This is a genomic window from Bacteriovorax sp. PP10 (genome assembly GCF_035013165.1).
Taxonomy (GTDB): domain Bacteria; phylum Bdellovibrionota; class Bacteriovoracia; order Bacteriovoracales; family Bacteriovoracaceae; genus Bacteriovorax; species Bacteriovorax antarcticus.
Genome location: NZ_JAYGJQ010000002.1, coordinates 1,483,883 through 1,499,367 on the forward strand (window position 1 = coordinate 1,483,883; position 15,485 = coordinate 1,499,367).

Annotated in this window: 16 protein-coding genes; 7 read left to right on the forward strand and 9 right to left on the reverse strand. The window is 39.0% G+C overall.

Features of this window, described 5'->3' with window-relative positions:
- Positions 1-5: 5 nt before the first annotated feature.
- The gene (gene tgt / locus SHI21_RS17150; protein ID WP_323578160.1) at positions 6-1,172 is read right to left on the reverse strand and encodes a tRNA guanosine(34) transglycosylase Tgt; all 1,167 of its coding nucleotides are present in this window, start codon (positions 1,170-1,172) and stop codon (positions 6-8) included.
- Positions 1,169-3,013, reverse strand: coding sequence for an FHA domain-containing protein (locus SHI21_RS17155; RefSeq protein ID WP_323578161.1), 1,845 nt, complete (start codon positions 3,011-3,013; stop codon positions 1,169-1,171). Before SHI21_RS17155 ends, tgt begins: the two co-directional genes overlap by 4 nt.
- A 152-nt stretch (positions 3,014-3,165) precedes the next feature.
- Here SHI21_RS17155 and SHI21_RS17160 point away from each other — a divergent pair, with 152 nt between their 5' ends.
- The 4 genes from SHI21_RS17160 (at position 3,166) to SHI21_RS17175 (ending at position 7,010) form a co-directional block, all read left to right on the forward strand.
- A complete protein-coding gene (locus tag SHI21_RS17160; RefSeq protein WP_323578162.1) occupies positions 3,166-4,428 on the forward strand; it encodes a hypothetical protein in 1,263 nt (420 codons plus the stop codon).
- A 64-nt stretch (positions 4,429-4,492) separates the two neighbouring features.
- Positions 4,493-6,013 (forward strand): DEAD/DEAH box helicase, encoded by a 1,521-nt coding sequence (locus SHI21_RS17165; protein WP_323578164.1) that lies wholly within the window; start codon positions 4,493-4,495, stop codon positions 6,011-6,013.
- A gap of 3 nt (positions 6,014-6,016) precedes the next feature.
- Positions 6,017-6,475, forward strand: a complete 459-nt coding sequence (locus SHI21_RS17170; RefSeq protein WP_323578165.1) for a hypothetical protein — start codon at positions 6,017-6,019, stop codon at positions 6,473-6,475.
- Positions 6,444-7,010 (forward strand): GNAT family N-acetyltransferase, encoded by a 567-nt coding sequence (locus tag SHI21_RS17175; protein WP_323578167.1) that lies wholly within the window; start codon positions 6,444-6,446, stop codon positions 7,008-7,010. The genes SHI21_RS17170 and SHI21_RS17175 overlap by 32 nt, the downstream gene beginning before the upstream one ends.
- Here the strand turns inward: SHI21_RS17175 and SHI21_RS17180 are convergent.
- Positions 6,994-7,410: a globin family protein gene (locus SHI21_RS17180; protein ID WP_323578168.1), complete on the reverse strand. Its 417-nt coding sequence runs from the start codon at positions 7,408-7,410 to the stop codon at positions 6,994-6,996. The genes SHI21_RS17175 and SHI21_RS17180 overlap by 17 nt on opposite strands.
- A 111-nt stretch (positions 7,411-7,521) precedes the next feature.
- Between SHI21_RS17180 and SHI21_RS17185 the strand changes: the two genes are divergently transcribed.
- Positions 7,522-8,187 carry a hypothetical protein gene (locus SHI21_RS17185; protein ID WP_323578169.1) on the forward strand — a complete coding sequence of 222 codons (666 nt, stop codon included), beginning with the start codon at positions 7,522-7,524 and terminating at the stop codon, positions 8,185-8,187.
- A 62-nt stretch (positions 8,188-8,249) separates the two neighbouring features.
- On the opposite strand, the gene SHI21_RS17190 is transcribed toward SHI21_RS17185, so the two are convergent.
- The 3 genes from SHI21_RS17190 to SHI21_RS17200 all read right to left on the reverse strand — a co-directional run bounded on the left by SHI21_RS17190 (position 8,250) and on the right by SHI21_RS17200 (position 9,807).
- A complete protein-coding gene (locus SHI21_RS17190) occupies positions 8,250-8,678 on the reverse strand; it encodes a TraR/DksA family transcriptional regulator (protein ID WP_323578171.1) in 429 nt (142 codons plus the stop codon).
- Between the two features lie 172 nt (positions 8,679-8,850).
- Entirely contained in the window at positions 8,851-9,240 is a 390-nt protein-coding gene (locus SHI21_RS17195; protein WP_323578172.1) for a hypothetical protein, read from the reverse strand.
- Positions 9,241-9,246: 6 nt separating this feature from the next.
- Positions 9,247-9,807 carry a hypothetical protein gene (locus SHI21_RS17200; RefSeq protein ID WP_323578173.1) on the reverse strand — a complete coding sequence of 187 codons (561 nt, stop codon included), beginning with the start codon at positions 9,805-9,807 and terminating at the stop codon, positions 9,247-9,249.
- A 104-nt stretch (positions 9,808-9,911) separates the two neighbouring features.
- Here SHI21_RS17200 and SHI21_RS17205 point away from each other — a divergent pair, with 104 nt between their 5' ends.
- Both SHI21_RS17205 and SHI21_RS17210 read left to right on the forward strand, forming a co-directional pair.
- Positions 9,912-10,622 carry a 7-carboxy-7-deazaguanine synthase QueE gene (locus tag SHI21_RS17205; protein WP_323578175.1) on the forward strand — a complete coding sequence of 237 codons (711 nt, stop codon included), beginning with the start codon at positions 9,912-9,914 and terminating at the stop codon, positions 10,620-10,622.
- A gap of 130 nt (positions 10,623-10,752) precedes the next feature.
- On the forward strand, positions 10,753-12,237 hold the full coding sequence (locus SHI21_RS17210; protein ID WP_323578177.1) for a C1 family peptidase: 1,485 nt from the start codon (positions 10,753-10,755) through the stop codon (positions 12,235-12,237).
- Between the two features lie 43 nt (positions 12,238-12,280).
- On the opposite strand, the gene SHI21_RS17215 is transcribed toward SHI21_RS17210, so the two are convergent.
- From SHI21_RS17215 to SHI21_RS17225, 3 genes are all read right to left on the reverse strand, one after another.
- Positions 12,281-12,703: a hypothetical protein gene (locus tag SHI21_RS17215; RefSeq protein WP_323578178.1), complete on the reverse strand. Its 423-nt coding sequence runs from the start codon at positions 12,701-12,703 to the stop codon at positions 12,281-12,283.
- Between the two features lie 119 nt (positions 12,704-12,822).
- A complete protein-coding gene (locus tag SHI21_RS17220; protein ID WP_323578180.1) occupies positions 12,823-14,202 on the reverse strand; it encodes a hypothetical protein in 1,380 nt (459 codons plus the stop codon).
- Positions 14,203-14,388: 186 nt separating this feature from the next.
- Entirely contained in the window at positions 14,389-15,480 is a 1,092-nt protein-coding gene (locus SHI21_RS17225; protein WP_323578182.1) for a DUF2786 domain-containing protein, read from the reverse strand.
- Positions 15,481-15,485 lie beyond the last annotated feature (5 nt).

Here is a 15,485-nt window from a genome sequence, read left to right on the forward strand (position 1 = left end):
GAGGACTAATCCTCCCCACCCGTATCATCACTCGAATCATCTTTCTGATAATTAGCAAAAAACTCTTTCTTATAATCCAAGAATCTATCTTCAAGAATCGCCTTACGCGCTCCTTCAGCTAAACCTTTATAAAATTGAATATTATGCGTAGTCGCAAGAACCTGCCCCAAAATCTCATTCGAATCAAATAAATGTTTCAAATAAGCACGAGTAAAGTTCGTACAAGTATAACAAGGACAAGAGTGATCAATAGGATAAAAATCACGTCTATAATTTCTATGGCGAATTCTAATCTTCCCACGTGAAGTGAACAGCGTCCCACCACGAGCAAACTTAGTTGGAATGATACAGTCACTCATATCAATTCCATTTTCCCATAACATGAAAAGGTCTTCCGGATTACCAATCCCCATCGCGTAACGAGGTTTGTTCTCTGGCATTAACGGAGCAGCGTAAGAAACAATCTTCTCCATCCACTCAGCACCTTCACCAACTGATACACCACCGATCGCGTAACCTGGAAGGTCGCGCTTCACTAGTTCATCAATACATTCTTTACGAAGGTCATTATATGTTGATCCTTGGATGATTCCGAAAAGCGCTTGCTTTGGGTTCGTCCAAGTTTCGATACAACGGTCAAGCCATCTGTGAGTACGGTCCATTGACGTTTTTGTGTACTCGCGAGTTGCTGGGTAAGGGATACATTCATCGAAGGCCATCATGATATCTGATCCAAGGTTTTGTTGGATCGTGATTGATGTCTCAGGAGATAGAAGAATTTTTTTACCTTTTTGATCGGCGAATTCTGCTCCTTCTTCTTTGATGCTTTTTTTCTGTAGTGAGAAAACCTGGAATCCACCTGAGTCAGTAAGAATCGGGCGAGGCCAGTTCATGAACTTATGTAGTCCACCAGCTTTTTTGATCAGGTCTGAACCTGGTGTCATGTGAAGGTGGTACGTGTTTGAAAGAATAATTTTTGTATCCATTTCTTCAAGAACTTTTGGTTGAAGCGCTTTAATCGCTCCGTGAGTTCCTACAGGCATGAATACGGGAGTTTCAATAACACCATGTGGAGTTGTAATCGTTCCGGCGCGGGCCTTACAATTTTTATCAACGTGGTCTAGTTTAAATTGAAAATGTTCTTTGACTTGGTCTTGAATGCGGTCACTCATCGTTTCTCTCCAGGTTTTTCCATTGGCGCGAGTTGGTTTTTAATGTCGTTAAAAGATTTATAAACATTTTTGTTTTTTATAAACTTTTGAACCGCTTCTATATTTCTTATGACAGCGAGCTTCGCTTTATCAGTCAGGTCAACTTCGGCGTGTATTATCTTAACGTTAGAGAGACTATTAGCAATGCCGACGTAATAAGTCAAAAAGGTTTGTTCATCACCGTGTAAAAATGCATCCTGTGCTTCAAGCAAGGTTACGTTTTGGTTGTTAGGCTTCAGAGGATTGTTGTCTTGGATGAGTTTAGTAAAAACAGACTGCTCGAAGACAGTAACCAGAGAACCACGATGAATAGAATCAGCTACAAAGCGTCTCATGCGTTCAGGGCCGAAGAGATAAAAGAAATCTTGTTGAGTGCTGCTTAAAAATAGAACTGGAGTTTCCGGTAAGTAGGTTTTTAAAACCATATCGTTTTTAAGGTTACTGTTCATCAAAGATTCTTTTACGAGAACACCACTTCCAAAAAATGGGCCTAGGGCCTTAGCACTTTCTTTTAAATTGATTGGAGAGAGTAGAAGTACACTTTCAACCAAGGCCTTCTTTTCTTTTAATGTCGAATCAAGGAGAGGGGATTTATGAAGAGTGCTGTAAAGAGGATTCCCGTACTCAAGTTGCTCTTCAAGACTTTCATAGCTGATGTCATCAACCTCTTCAACAATGAGCGATTCGCCGGCCTTTAAATCGATTAATTGAAAAGCTCTCTTTGTCGCATTCACGACTGTCGGTAAGAGATAATACCTGAAAGGAAGCTCTGCTGAGAGGCTTACGTTTAAATCTTTTGAGTAACTCATGATCGTTCTTGTATGAAGCTCTTTTAGGCCTCGCTGGTCGTTAGTGACTAGAGTTAAATTTGAGTTGTAAGGTGAGGGAAGTAAAAAAGGTGCAATCAAAATGAAAAGTAAAATGATGATGATTCCAACTTTTCTAATACCTTTAAAAAGCAGAGTGTTTTTCACTGAGTTTTGAGCAGGAAGAAGAAAAAGTGAATAAACAAAAGTTTTCATTCTGAAGAACAGGAGTTTTCCAAAAGTGTTATCCGGATTGTTTCTTAATCCTAAAATTGATTGACCGAAAGTTGTTCCGAACACTAATGTCTGAGCAAAACTTAAGAGATACCAAGCGACGAAAAAACTAAAAAATGAATGAGTATTATGAGGAAATACCAATGAAGAAAAATAATTAAAAATGCTAAGAGCAAAGCTGTCAGCAAAAACTAAAGGCAGGCCTACAACTAAAATTAAATAAGTGATAAAAGCATCAACGACAAGAGTGTAGAGCTTGATGACCCATAAAGAGAGAAGTGATCCTCGATCCATTTTCTCAACGATATTGGGGCGAACGTGAATTTGCCTTTTCATTGAGCCGGTTGGATTGTCTTTGTATAGGATGCTGTCTTTTTCTGCTTCAGGTGTGAGTTCGCTCATTGAATTAAAGATCACTGGCTTTATTTTTTGAGTTTCATGGACGTGAACCAACTCACTTCTGATAATGATCTCTGCACCAGTTAACTGAATTTTGTCTCCAGGTTCCAAAAGATAGGTCTTGTTTTCTTCCAGCGGTAGGGAATTCAGGAAGGTTTGATTGGTATTTCCGAGATAATGGAGAGCAAGATTTTCCCCTTTTTTCTCGAAAACCAAGTGGCGATTTTTTATTTTATTCCCTAAGAGTACCAAATCATTTCTGGGGTCCATACCCGCAGTTATGGAGTCGACCACATCGATTTTCATCGGAGTCTGGTTTTCTAGGCGTACATCTAAGCGGTATTGATTTGTTGATTGATTCATTCTGATAACATTATTGAAAAATTCTCGGGGTCTTGCAATCAAAAGATAAAGTGTACGGCATCCCTCGGGCATAATGCTCTTTACAATTTTTTACCCTTTAATAAGATAGGTGTAATAGGAAATTTACTTCGAAAATCAAGGAAGATTGAAAAATGAAATCAACGAGAGCTCTTGCACTAGGTTCTTTACTCGTATTTTCTTCAGCGCATGCTTATGACGTTGTTGAAAGATACAAAATTATCGACGATAAAATGAAAACGGAAGCGATGTTAAGACCTATCGGACATGATTTCTTCTTTGATGTGTCTGCGGCCATGAACAAAAACCTTACGGAAGTTATTGATGATGTTAGTAAGGCGTCTAAGTATCAGGGCGATGATAATGCTAAGTTAGCAGAGGCTAACCGCGTTCTAACAAAATACGATAAGACTGAGCAGACTGTAAAAATCAATCTTGGATTGGGATTTCCACTGCCATCTTTCTCGGCCTGGGACGTAAAATTCAAACCAAATTTCAGAGCACTTGTGGATGTTGGAGCGAATATTGGTATTAGAAATCAAAAATTAACGAATCAAGACTTAATTGACCTATTCCGTGATCAAGTTCCAGCAGAACTTCAAAGCTTTATTTTAACTATTGATCTTGTAGCGAACGCTAATGCAGACTTAAAAACTTTATGTCTTGCTAAATTCCCGGACACAAACTCTGCTCCAAATATTTATTGTACAAGTTTAGAAGATGGGAAATATAAAATCCCGGATAATACAAATCCAACAATGACTCTTCTTGCAAAGGCAGACGCGAAAGTTGGTTTTTTTAACGACTATACTTACGGCGAACACTTCTTTGGTAACTTCAACCTATACGGAATGGGAAGGGCCGATCTTTACCAATTCGTAACTGGAACTCAGATCGCTAAAGGGGATTCAATTGATTCTCCAAAAAAGATGAACACTGAAATGACTCTTCAAGCGGACTACCGTTTAGGGTACAGAAACACAAACTACAGCATCTTCGGAAGTGTGGAAGAGTTAAAATTAACTAAGCTAAGCGACGCAAAAGAAGGCTCAAAAGAGCATACTTACGGATATGACCCTTTAATGAGACTCCATGCAGACGCGACTTTTAGAGCAAACGCGTTCTCAATCCAGCCTTTCGTTGGTGTGCATAAGAGATCGGGATACGGTTTTGGGGATGGCGCATACCTGGGGACAATGGTCGGAGCTTACGTGTGGGGAGACAGAATGGGGCTTCAACTACGCGGAATGGTCGATAAACAATACTTAACTATCAGCCCAAGAGTGAAATTATGGCTAATGCAGCTAGAATACTCGCTTAAAAAGCCACTTAAGGCCGAAGTTGACGATGTTAAGCTTACAGCTATCCATAGTTTAGATTTCCGCATTTTCTTTTAATAGCATATCTCTCGTGGTAGGCTAGCAATAATTAATTATTACTAGCTTACCTCATGAGACCACTATGAACTTTGACAAAATCTTATCTCACCCTTCAGTCCTTGCTTTTTTAGCAGAACAAAAAATTAAAGAAGCGACAACAATCCAATCTTTAGTTATTCCAGATTTCTTAACAGGTAAGTCTGTTAACGTAATCGCTAAAACTGGTTCAGGAAAAACATACGCCTTCGCACTTCCGATTATGGAGCTTCTAAAAAACTCTGAAATGGATAGACCAGTAGGCGATCCTAAAAAACAATTCGGTAAACCACGTGCTGTTGTTCTTGCTCCAACAAGAGAGCTTGCACTTCAACTTCACAAAGTTTTCAAATCAATCGGCCACCATGTGAAACTTCGCGTTCGTATGCTTGCTGGTGGTGAAGCAGCTAAGACTAACCATCTTCTAGCTCGCGACACTTTTGATATTCTTATCGCAACGCCAGGACGTTTAAGTTCAGCGCTTAGAAGAAAAGAGATCAATCTTAAAGAAACAAACTACATCATCATGGATGAAGCTGATCAGCTTTTAGAAATGGGATTTAGAAAAGACTTAGAAAACATCTACGGATCATGTGACGCTAGTTTAGTTCACGTTGGATTATTCTCAGCAACTCACTCAGAGTCTCTGGATGAATTCTGTAAAACTATTTTCAACGCTATTGATTTCGCAAGCTACAACAGCGAAGACAAAAACAAACTGACTCAAGCAGTTCGTACATACAACATCTACTTAAAAGACGAAGAAAAAATCCAAATGACTGAAGCCTTCATCAAAGGTCAGGCGAAAGGAAACGGAATTATCTTCGTTAACAAGCACGATACAGTTAACAGCTTATTTGCTGATTTACCTGCTAAGTTCCCTAAGATGAAGTTCCACGCTCTTCACGGAGAGATGGAAGCGAAAGCTCGTAAGAAAGCTTACGATTCATTCTTAAAAGAAGGTGGGATTTTAATTTCTACAGATATCACTGCTCGCGGAATGGATATTGATGACCTGGTTTGGGTTATGAACTTCGATCTACCGTTCGAAGCTGTGTATTACATCCACCGTTGTGGACGTGTTGGTAGAAGACAAACTGAAGGGTTTGCTTACAACCTTGTGACACCAAAAGACGTAAACATTATCGCAAGAATCAACGAAGCGATTAAAAATCAAACGGCGATCAGATTAACTTCTTTTGATGAGAAGAAATTCTCTGCTGTAAAAGCAATCAAAGCAAAAACGATTGAAACGAAACTTGATAAAAAGAAAAAGCAGCTTGATACACTTAAAGAAAAAGTGAACCCAAGAAAGAAAACTGAAAGAAAAGGTGTTAAAGTTGTTAAGAGCACTTCGACTCCAAGATATAAGAGAGAAGAGCTTAAAGCTACTAAGAAGCCGACTCGTAATACAGACGGAAGAACAGATAAATCAGCTAAGCCTTACTCAAAAGGGAATGCTAAGCCAAACGCTAGAACAAACCCTAAATCAAACACGAACACTAAAAAGAGAGCACCTGATACTTTCAAGAGTGCTCCTAGACCAAAAAAGGCAACTAGAAGATAGTTTATGGTTAAAGTTTTAATTCTTACTCTAAGTTTACTAATCACCCTGGGCTGCTCGAAAAAAGAAGTAGCTCCGGTGGTTTTATACACGCAGGAAGAATTCGATACGATCATAAACACAACTAGTGCGACTCCCGACAAAAACAGCGCTAATGCCATTAACTATTCTGACTATTCTCCTGGAGTTGACCGAGTTAACTCAAAGGCGATGATTTATGAAAGATTAAGTTTTGCAGCGATTGCTTTTGAAACTGAAAAACAAGCAAAAGACGAAGCACTAAGATTAAACCAGTATTACTCTCGCAATTGGCTTTTTGATAAAGTTGAAGGGGAACCGATATTAGAAGATCTAGTGATCTCGAGATTCCATGCGGTCAATCCAAAGCGCAGAACTCAGAGAAAACCAGTTAACATTCCTCCAATGGAACATCATGAAGGCGGCGGCGGTGGCGGCGGACACTAAAGATATAGCGAGCATTACATTCAAGACTGCTCATCCAGAAGACTCCCAAAAAATTTCTGAACTTGTTAATTCGGCCTACCGTGGAGAAGACTCCAAACAAGGCTGGACCACTGAAGCTGATTACATTGGCGGAACAAGAACAACTCCTGAGCTTATTTTATCTATGTTAAAGACTCCGAAGGCGCAAATCGAGATGGCCTTTGATGAAGTAAATAATCTGATCGGTTGTGTGTACATTAATAGAGAAGGGACTGAGCGTCTTTATTTTGGAATGCTGACAACATCACCACAATACCAAGGCAAAGGGCTAGGGAAGACGATGATTTCTCACGTCGTCGACATCGCAAAAAAAGAATCTTTTACTGAAATGAAAATTACAGTTTTAAATGTCAGACCTGAATTGATTGCATTTTATGAACGTCGTGGATTTAAGGCGACTGGTGATTTTGAAAAATTTCCTGACAATGATCCGGCCTATGGAATCCCGAAAGTTGATGGATTAAAACTTTTAGAATTTATTAAGAAGGACTTTTAAACATCATAGGATGTGATTTAAAGCGCTCTTCAAAAAACGCAATTCTCTTCTTCCATTCAGCAGTGATAAGCTGAATTTCGGCCAATTCGGAGGCTTCGGCCTGAGTTTTAAACTGCTCTTCCAATTCATCCAAAGTCTTATGAAATAAAACAATCCAGCGGCCAAGCTCGCCGCGTTTAATCCCTAATTGAAGGTGAGTGAAGAGAAGTTGAAACTGCTTGCCTTCCAGAGGCCTTGTAACCTTCCCAGTAAGCTGCATTTCCCAAAAAGTCGTAATACGCTCTAAGTGAGAGGCCAGGTATTCAGGGTCTCTAAAACGGGCAAAATGATAGCCTAGAAGCACATCATTGATGGCCTTCTGGTAAAAGGACTCGACCACTATATAAATCAGCTCTCTCATATCTCTATTATGCCCTAAACCCTTAAAAATTAATATCAGAGTAAAAAAGTAAACTTATTTTTTCAATATCCGATAGGACTACTAAAGTAAACCTTATGAAGGACTGTATCAATGGGATTATCCCGTTTTTATAAATTCATGCTCTCAATATCGCTCTCACTGGCATTTTCCAGTGTGGCGATGGCCGAAGATGCGAACGTGCAGACACTCTCTGAAGGGGCGTGTTGGTATGAGCAAGGGGAGTTCTTAAAAATTGCGAGCTTTAATGACCGTGAATCACTTTTTATTTCTCGCGACGATATAGAAGAGCAGGTTTCAGATTTATTAAATCCATCAAAGAAAAAGAAAACTCTAACTAATGATTTATCACTTCATTGTGGTGGATACGGTTCTAGTTTAGTTGTGAAAACAGAACTTGATCACAAACCAGTTTGTTTGTGGGTGAAGTTTGTGAAAGGAAAATTAGTCATGAGATCTCTTGGCGGTCTTGAAGCTAATAGTTCAGACGGAGATATTTGTGATGGATATAAGTGGGGAGAGTTGATTGTCGGAGTGAAGACTCTGGATCAAAAAGAACTCCTTCAATCAGAACATTTTACATCGATAGTAAAATCGGTGAGCACTATTAGTGGGACGACGTTGAAGGTAACGTTACAACCACAGTTTCATGGTAAGGAAGTCGAAGCGATGAGTGAATTGAAGAAACAAGTGGATCTTCGATACATTGAACTCAATCTCTATCAGCATCCTGTCGGTGAAGCAGCTTCTCTAAAATAAAAAAGGCCCGCAATTGCTTGCAGGCCTTTTTATTTTCAATTCAAATTTTAACTTAAATTAAATTAACGAATAGTATCGTGAAGAGCTCTTCCCAATGACTTTGATTTTTTATCAAAGAAATTGTTGTTCTCTGCCATTTCCGCTTCTTCTTTGCAAGCGATGCAAAGTTCAGCTGTCAGGCGAGCACTTAGTCTTTCAAATCCGATTTCTCCATCACATTCTTCGCATAGACCGTAAGTTCCACGAGTCATTGCTTCAAGCGATTTATTAACCTTCTTTAAATAGAAGTTTTCACGATTAATGAAACGAATATCGTGAGAAGTTTGTGTGTTAACACTTGCTTCATCTAAAGGATCAGAAAGTTCATTTCTGTCCAGTTGGTATTGCTCGTGTTCCATTTTTTTGTTCGAAATACGCTCTTTGTCCGCTAGTAACTTTTCTTTCAAAATTCCGATTTGTTTGTCTGACAGATAAGCATTCTCTCTTTTCATTCTTACTCCTGAAAAATACTGCATTTATCCTCAATGATTAAAGCAGTGGCAAACATTCTAAAGAACAATTAATATTGTGTTTCTGGAAATTGACAATACAGATGCGCGACTAATCTAGTAAATTATTAAAATCTAACAAAGCTTAACATCTTACTAATACAATCATTAAGTTTTACTTAATACCATTGGGAAAAGAGGCTTCGCAGTAAGGGCAGAAGTGCCAGAATTGTATATCAACGTCGGTCTTGCATGACGCGCAAGTTATGATGTGCTCTAGGTCAACAAAGTCTTCTCCACCCATAAATAGATCTTTTCTCATTGCTCGGATTGTCACAGGGTGAGCGCGAAATTTTTTTGGATCGAGTTTATCTGGAATAAACGCAGCAGGTGCAACATTTTTATCTGGAATGACATTTACCTGGTGAGTTTCGTGATAATCCGTCTCGAAAAGTTGCAGGTTCGCAGCATTTTTGTACGTAGCTAATTTTTCCAATTGAGATTGAGGATCGTGGTTTTTTTGTAAAAATTTTCTGACTTCTTCTTCGTTATAATTTTTAACCATGATTTATTACCCTAACATTCTCTTCCATTCTTTTTCTAAATAATCAATCAACTGCGAACTCGCTTTTTGGTGTTGATTAAAAATTTTCATAAGACCTGGTTTTGCGGCCAGCACTTCTTTTTTTAGTCTAAGACTAAGCGGCCCCATCGTTTCAATTGTTCTAAGAGTCCATTCTTTGACTTCAGGATTTTTACTCATTAGGAGATTCTTTAGTATTTCAAAATACTCCATCGAGATCATTGTTCCGTTTTTTAATCCGTCAGCGATCACGTGCTTTTGTGAAGCAGAAAGAGCATAGACGATCATTTCATGGTCTTTAATTTCTTTGAGTGTCTTAAAGAAGAGTTCATTCAATTCGCTGGTGGTTGTTTGTGAATTATCCAGAATGCACAAAATCTTTTTTAGCGTTTCATTTTGAAGAACTTTGTCAGTGCCATTGGCGAGGGCACGGGCCCATTCCTGCTTCAATTCAGCTAAAAGCTCAGGCGTGAGCTTAATCTGTGGTCTCTGACCGTTTTTGAGTTTCTCGATAGTATCCAAGTATATTCGTTGGTAATTTTCATTCATAAGACCATTTTATCACCTTTTTTGAGCAAAAATACTGAAAAATCTACCTGTTTAACCTTTGGAGTTTGACGCTTCCACGGCATCCCTGTAAAAAATGCGATTACATGAAAGGAAATCACCTCATAAATTCTATTTACCGTGCCACCGAAGGGGAAGGCGTCTTTGTTGGACGTCCGCAAATCTTCGTGCGCTACCAAGGCTGCTCTGTTGGTTGCATTAACTGCGATTCAAAAGACACGTGGGAATTCGATAAAGAGATGGGGATTGATGTTGAAGAGATCCTGGATCGCGTTCATTCTGAAGGCCATAACGGGTCTATTAAGAACGTTTCTATTACTGGGGGAGATCCACTTCACCCAAGTCACGTGCCTCACGTTTTAGCGTTAGTTAAAGCGCTTAAAGAAAGAGGGTACTTCATCAATATCGAAGCGGCCGGAACAAGAGTCGTGGATGAGATCTTTGATTTAGTTGATTACATTAGTTTTGATTATAAGACGCCATCGACTGGTGTGCGCACTCCGCTTAAAAATATTCAGAAGATGAACACTCAGTACAAAAATAAGTTTCAGTTAAAAGCTGTTATTTCTGACCGCACTGATTTCGATTCAGTCATGGATGCATTCAAAGGTCTTTCAGGGACTGAGAGTTCGCTTAACTTTCCATGGGTACTGACTCCTTGTTACAACACAAAAGAAGAATTTCCTCTTGATCGTTTTATTAATGTTCTAAACTGGAACGAAGAAAACGGTGGTCACTTCCGCGTGATTGGTCAGCAACACAAGTGGATTTTTGGGCCGGATAATAAACTCGTCTAGAATTTCTTCAGTACTCCTAATTATTTCAAAGTAAGAACATGTTACAACATTTCCGTTGCGAAAGACTCGCGACAGGCGCGGAATTAGAGAATGTAAATTTCTCTCCCATTTTCTTTATCAAGGAATGAATATGAAAAAATGGATTGTCCTCGCAGTATTAGCGTTAAATGTCTCTGCTCAAGCTTCTAGCATCTCAGTTAACTCGATCAACTCTCTTATTCAAAAAAACAAAGGCGGATGGATTGCCCGTGAGAATAGAATTTCTCGCTTAAGCGATTTTGAAATCAAAAGGCTTTTAGGATCAAAGGATCTTCCGGAAGGAAATGGTCTATATGAAGACAGGACCAGAGCACTGGAGGCATGGGACTGGAGAAATGTTGAAGGAGTCAATTGGCTTGGTTCAGTGATGGATCAAGGGAATTGTGGCTCTTGCGTGGCCTTCGCATCAGTGGCCACTTTAGAAGCTCAGTACAGAATTAATTCAACACTACCATGGTTGACTCCAACATTTTCACCTCAGCAGCTTTTCAACTGCGGTGGTGGAGCTTGTGATATGGGATGGTTTCCAAGTTCAGCAGCAAGTTTTTTAAAGAATAAAGGAGTCGTAGACTCTTCATGTGCACCTTATGCATCGGGATCAACTGGTGAAGACGTTCAATGTAAAAAGAACTTCTGCCAGAACCAAACAGAAAGAACATACAGAATCGCCAACTTCAATTCACCAAGTGGTGGCGGTGGAGTTTCTTCAAAAGTAAAAGAGGCACTTAAAAAAGGGCCGCTGGTTACAACACTTACAGTTTATGAAGACTTCATGGTTTATAGCTCTGGTGTTTATAAATCAGTAAGCAACAAACGAGTTGGTGGCCACGCCGTTTCTCTAGTGGGATTCAACGATGAAGGACGCTACTGGATTGTCAGAAACAGCTGGGGCCCGGATTGGGGAGAAAACGGATTCATCCGCGTTTCTTACGATGATAAATCGGGGATTGGAGACAGCACATGGGCCTACCAGACAACTCCGGAAGATAACTATATCTCAATTGCGAACCCAACAGACCATCAGTATGTAAGTGGAACAGAAACGATCCAGGTTAAATTAGCAAAACCTGCTGCCAGTGAAGTGGTGATTGCTGGAGATACAGATACGATGAATGTTGTGTCTTGCCAGGGAACATCTACACAAGAGTGTGGGATGACGATTGATACTCAAAAATTAAAAGACGGCCGTTATGAAGTGTATGCAAAGAGTGGTGATAAAAAATCTCAAGTCAGAGAGTTTTTAGTTGTAAACCATGAACCGCAAACAACGATTTCTTTTGCCGGTGTCCGTGGTGTTGATCTTAAAAAACCACAGAAAGGAAGAATTGAATTTGATATTGATGTGAAAGCAGCACCGGTTATTCCTCAACGAGTGACTTTTATTATTGAAGACTCAACTGGAAAAGTGATCGTAAAAAGAGTGACTGATCAGGTGGTAGAACATATGCGTTTAGGGTTTAGAACAAATACTATCGCTAATGGAAGTTACAAAATTTACTACACTGCTGAAACTCCTTTTAATGGGAGTATGGCAGAGGCCAGATCTAACGTCGAAGTCATGACAACTAAGAACTAGTTACAAATAAAAAAGGGAGCCTAGGCTCCCTTTTTATTTTTAATTATTTTCTTAATCTAAATTTTGTTTCCGTGTGACAGTCCACTTCAGTTTTCACACCATTAATGACAAATGGATCATTAACATAATCACCAGTTTCTTCGTCGTATTCCATCTTCACTTCATTTTCAAGATCGATAGACTCTAGAGATGTCGTAAAGTCTTTATCAGATTTCATAGAGAAAACATGAAGTTCACTGGCCGTTTTAACTCTATACTCATTTCCTTTCATTATTTCACTGGTAACTGGTTGACCGTTGATTTCGAAAACTTGCGTTCCAAACATACTTTTTGAAGAGTCAAATGTCATATGAATTGACTTACTACCGTCTAAACTTACGCACTCAATATTCGTAAGGCGTGCAACGACGACAGCTTGTGATGAGAAAGAAATAGCTAGAAGGGCAAGTGCTAAAAAACTTTTCATTATAGACTCCATGAGGGGGTGTTTTCTATAGAGTAACTTAGATTAGCGGAGGTAGGGGAGTGAGTGCAAAGATTACAGAGGCGTGTTTAAAATTTCAACACGCCTTGATGATTATAGATTTAATTTGTGCAGTAACTATTATCAACTTTAGAGCTATACATAATGTCATTGGTTTTAGATTGCTTAAAACACGCTCCTCTAGTTGAGCTATAGTAGTATTGATTTTCCAGAGCACAATATTTGTCATCTAAGCGGGAGCTGTACATAATGTCATTAGCGTTTGAAACCTGATAACATTTCTCACGTGAAGTGCTGTAGTAAGATGTGTCTTCTTTGGCGCAGTACTTATCGTTTACGAGTGAGCTGTACATAATGTCATTATATTTTGAAACCTGATAACATTTTTCACGTGAAGTGCTGTAGTGAAAAGTGTTTTTTGCCGCACAGAACTTATCGGCAACTCGGTCGCTATACATAATATCATTACCTTTTGAAACCTTGAAGCATTCCTTTCTCGATGTAGAGTAGTGATACTGTCCTGCCTGGAAACAAAAGTTAGAATTAACTTTTGATGAGTACATAATAGTATTGTCCTGGCTTACTGGAAAACATTTCTCTTTTGAAGTACTGTAAAAATATTGTTTACCATCATTGAATCTTGAGTACTCATTGTCGTCTTCTTCGGATTCATTGTCGTTTACTTCAGATTCATTGCTGTTTTGTTCAATTCTTTCTGATTTGTTTTTAATTTCAGGTATATCTAATAGTTCAATCGTTTTCTTCATTTGTTTAATGTTGGCAATTGCTTGAGCATCAGACACCTTCTTTGAAGGTAAAATTTTAAGTGCATTGTTTAGCTTAACAATTTGTGCAGCATAAGTTGTATTGTTTAGAGATCTGTATAAATCCCACTGTAGCCATTCAAGAGAAATTCTTTGAATTTTGTACTGAGCAGAAGCATCGAAGATTGATTTGTTTAAATCATTTAAGAAATTAAAGTAGTCAATACCGAAGATCTCAAATGGCATTACCGTTTTATTCGTTAAGCTGTTAAGATCAATATCGTAATACTTAATCGCAAGTTTTGCTGACGTTAAAAGAACACGTAGTTTTGTATCGTTAGATCCAACGGCGTCGCGGTCAGTTTCAGCATCTAATGTTTCTGTAATAACCAATGAACGATTCAAGATATATCTCATGAATAGTTCTGATTTTTTTGGAGCGCTTTCGCCAACTGTTTGTTTAATCCCATCAGTTAGTCTCTCGATCTTATCATTCGTATTCAGGCCTTGTGTACTTGAAATTAAATCAGCAAGAAAGCTTTTTGAATTTTTTGCCCAAGGAAGAATAGATGCAATCTGTTCAGCAGTTAAAGTTTGCTGAGTGCCTTCTAGTAGTACATCTGGTTTTTTTACTACTGGCATATCGATATCATCTGCAAAAATTGCTGTTGATAACAACATTGAAGATAGGGCGATTAGAATTAAGTTCTTTTTCATAAATACTCATTTGAAATAATTTTAGTTACCTCACGATAAATGAAATCTGGATTGGACTCAATTTAATCAGGACGTTGTGTAAGAATTACGGCCTACTGTAGTCAGCATGTACAGGTGTTAATGTCTTGAAAATATAAGGTTTCTCGAAAGAGAAATGGAGATTGTTCAAGAGAAGGGGTTGGCAGGCTATGAAAGAAGCAGGGTTTTTCCAGACTTATTGCTTACCCCAGGTTTAATACTTAAATTTCTTCCAGACTCAATTCCGGCCGCATTTGCACCATGGTGATGAGTGCCAGCACTCATGGAAGAGTGGCCAATTCTCGAGTAAACCGTCTTCATTTGCGCCGCTAGATTCTTTTCAATAATAGCGAGCTCAAAACTCTGCGCTGTTTTCTTCTTCTGCGTTTCAATCTTTTCAACATATCCTTTAGAGACACCTCTGAAAAAAGAATTTTTAGCAGTAAGGCCTTTGAAGGTCGGATTTTTTTTTGAGGCATCCTTCCACATATTTTCTAATTCTAAATCTAAAAAGTGCGCGACGTACTCAGCAAGTTCAACACTTGTTTTGTCACCGATAACTTCCAGATAAAAAATACCACGGCCATGGTTAAAAACAGGGGATACGAAAAATGTTTTTAGAATTTCATAGATCGCTACGTGTTTCGTTTGTTTTCTAGAGGCTTCCAATACACGTTTGACGTACACCGTTTCATCTTCAACGTGAGTTTGTCTGGTCATGTCCAGGTTATGCTCTAATAAAAGCTGATTGGCCTTTAGAGTAGCAAGTTCACGCTCATGAGGGTTATCACTGCTGGTAAGAGCGAGAAGTTTTTTTAAGCGCTCTAATAGTTTTTCAGTTTTAAGGTCGCCTTCGATTTTATCGTTTTCTAAAACGACGTTTCCGTAAGCGCGCTCAACTTCAGTATCCCATCCGTAACTTCTGCAGATGTTTTTGAATTCATCTCCGTGCATGACGTGTGTCCCGTGCAGGATGTAAGCAACGAAGTGGGCAAGCTCGTGGCGGATAATGTTTTTTAGGACTTTATCTTTTGCCTGGAACATTAGTTTTTTAGAAAGGCCTAATTCATAAGTGCGCGAGTCGAAATACCCTAAACGAGAGTTGTCCTCAAAGACGACAATGTTTAGTGGATATAAAACACCTTTATAAAGAACGCGGCTGCGGTCCATTTTTAAATTCATTTCGGCATTGATGATTTCACGCACGTCTTCGCGGACGCGGGCGATGAAGGCCTTAATGGTGTTGGAGTATAAAAACATTCCTT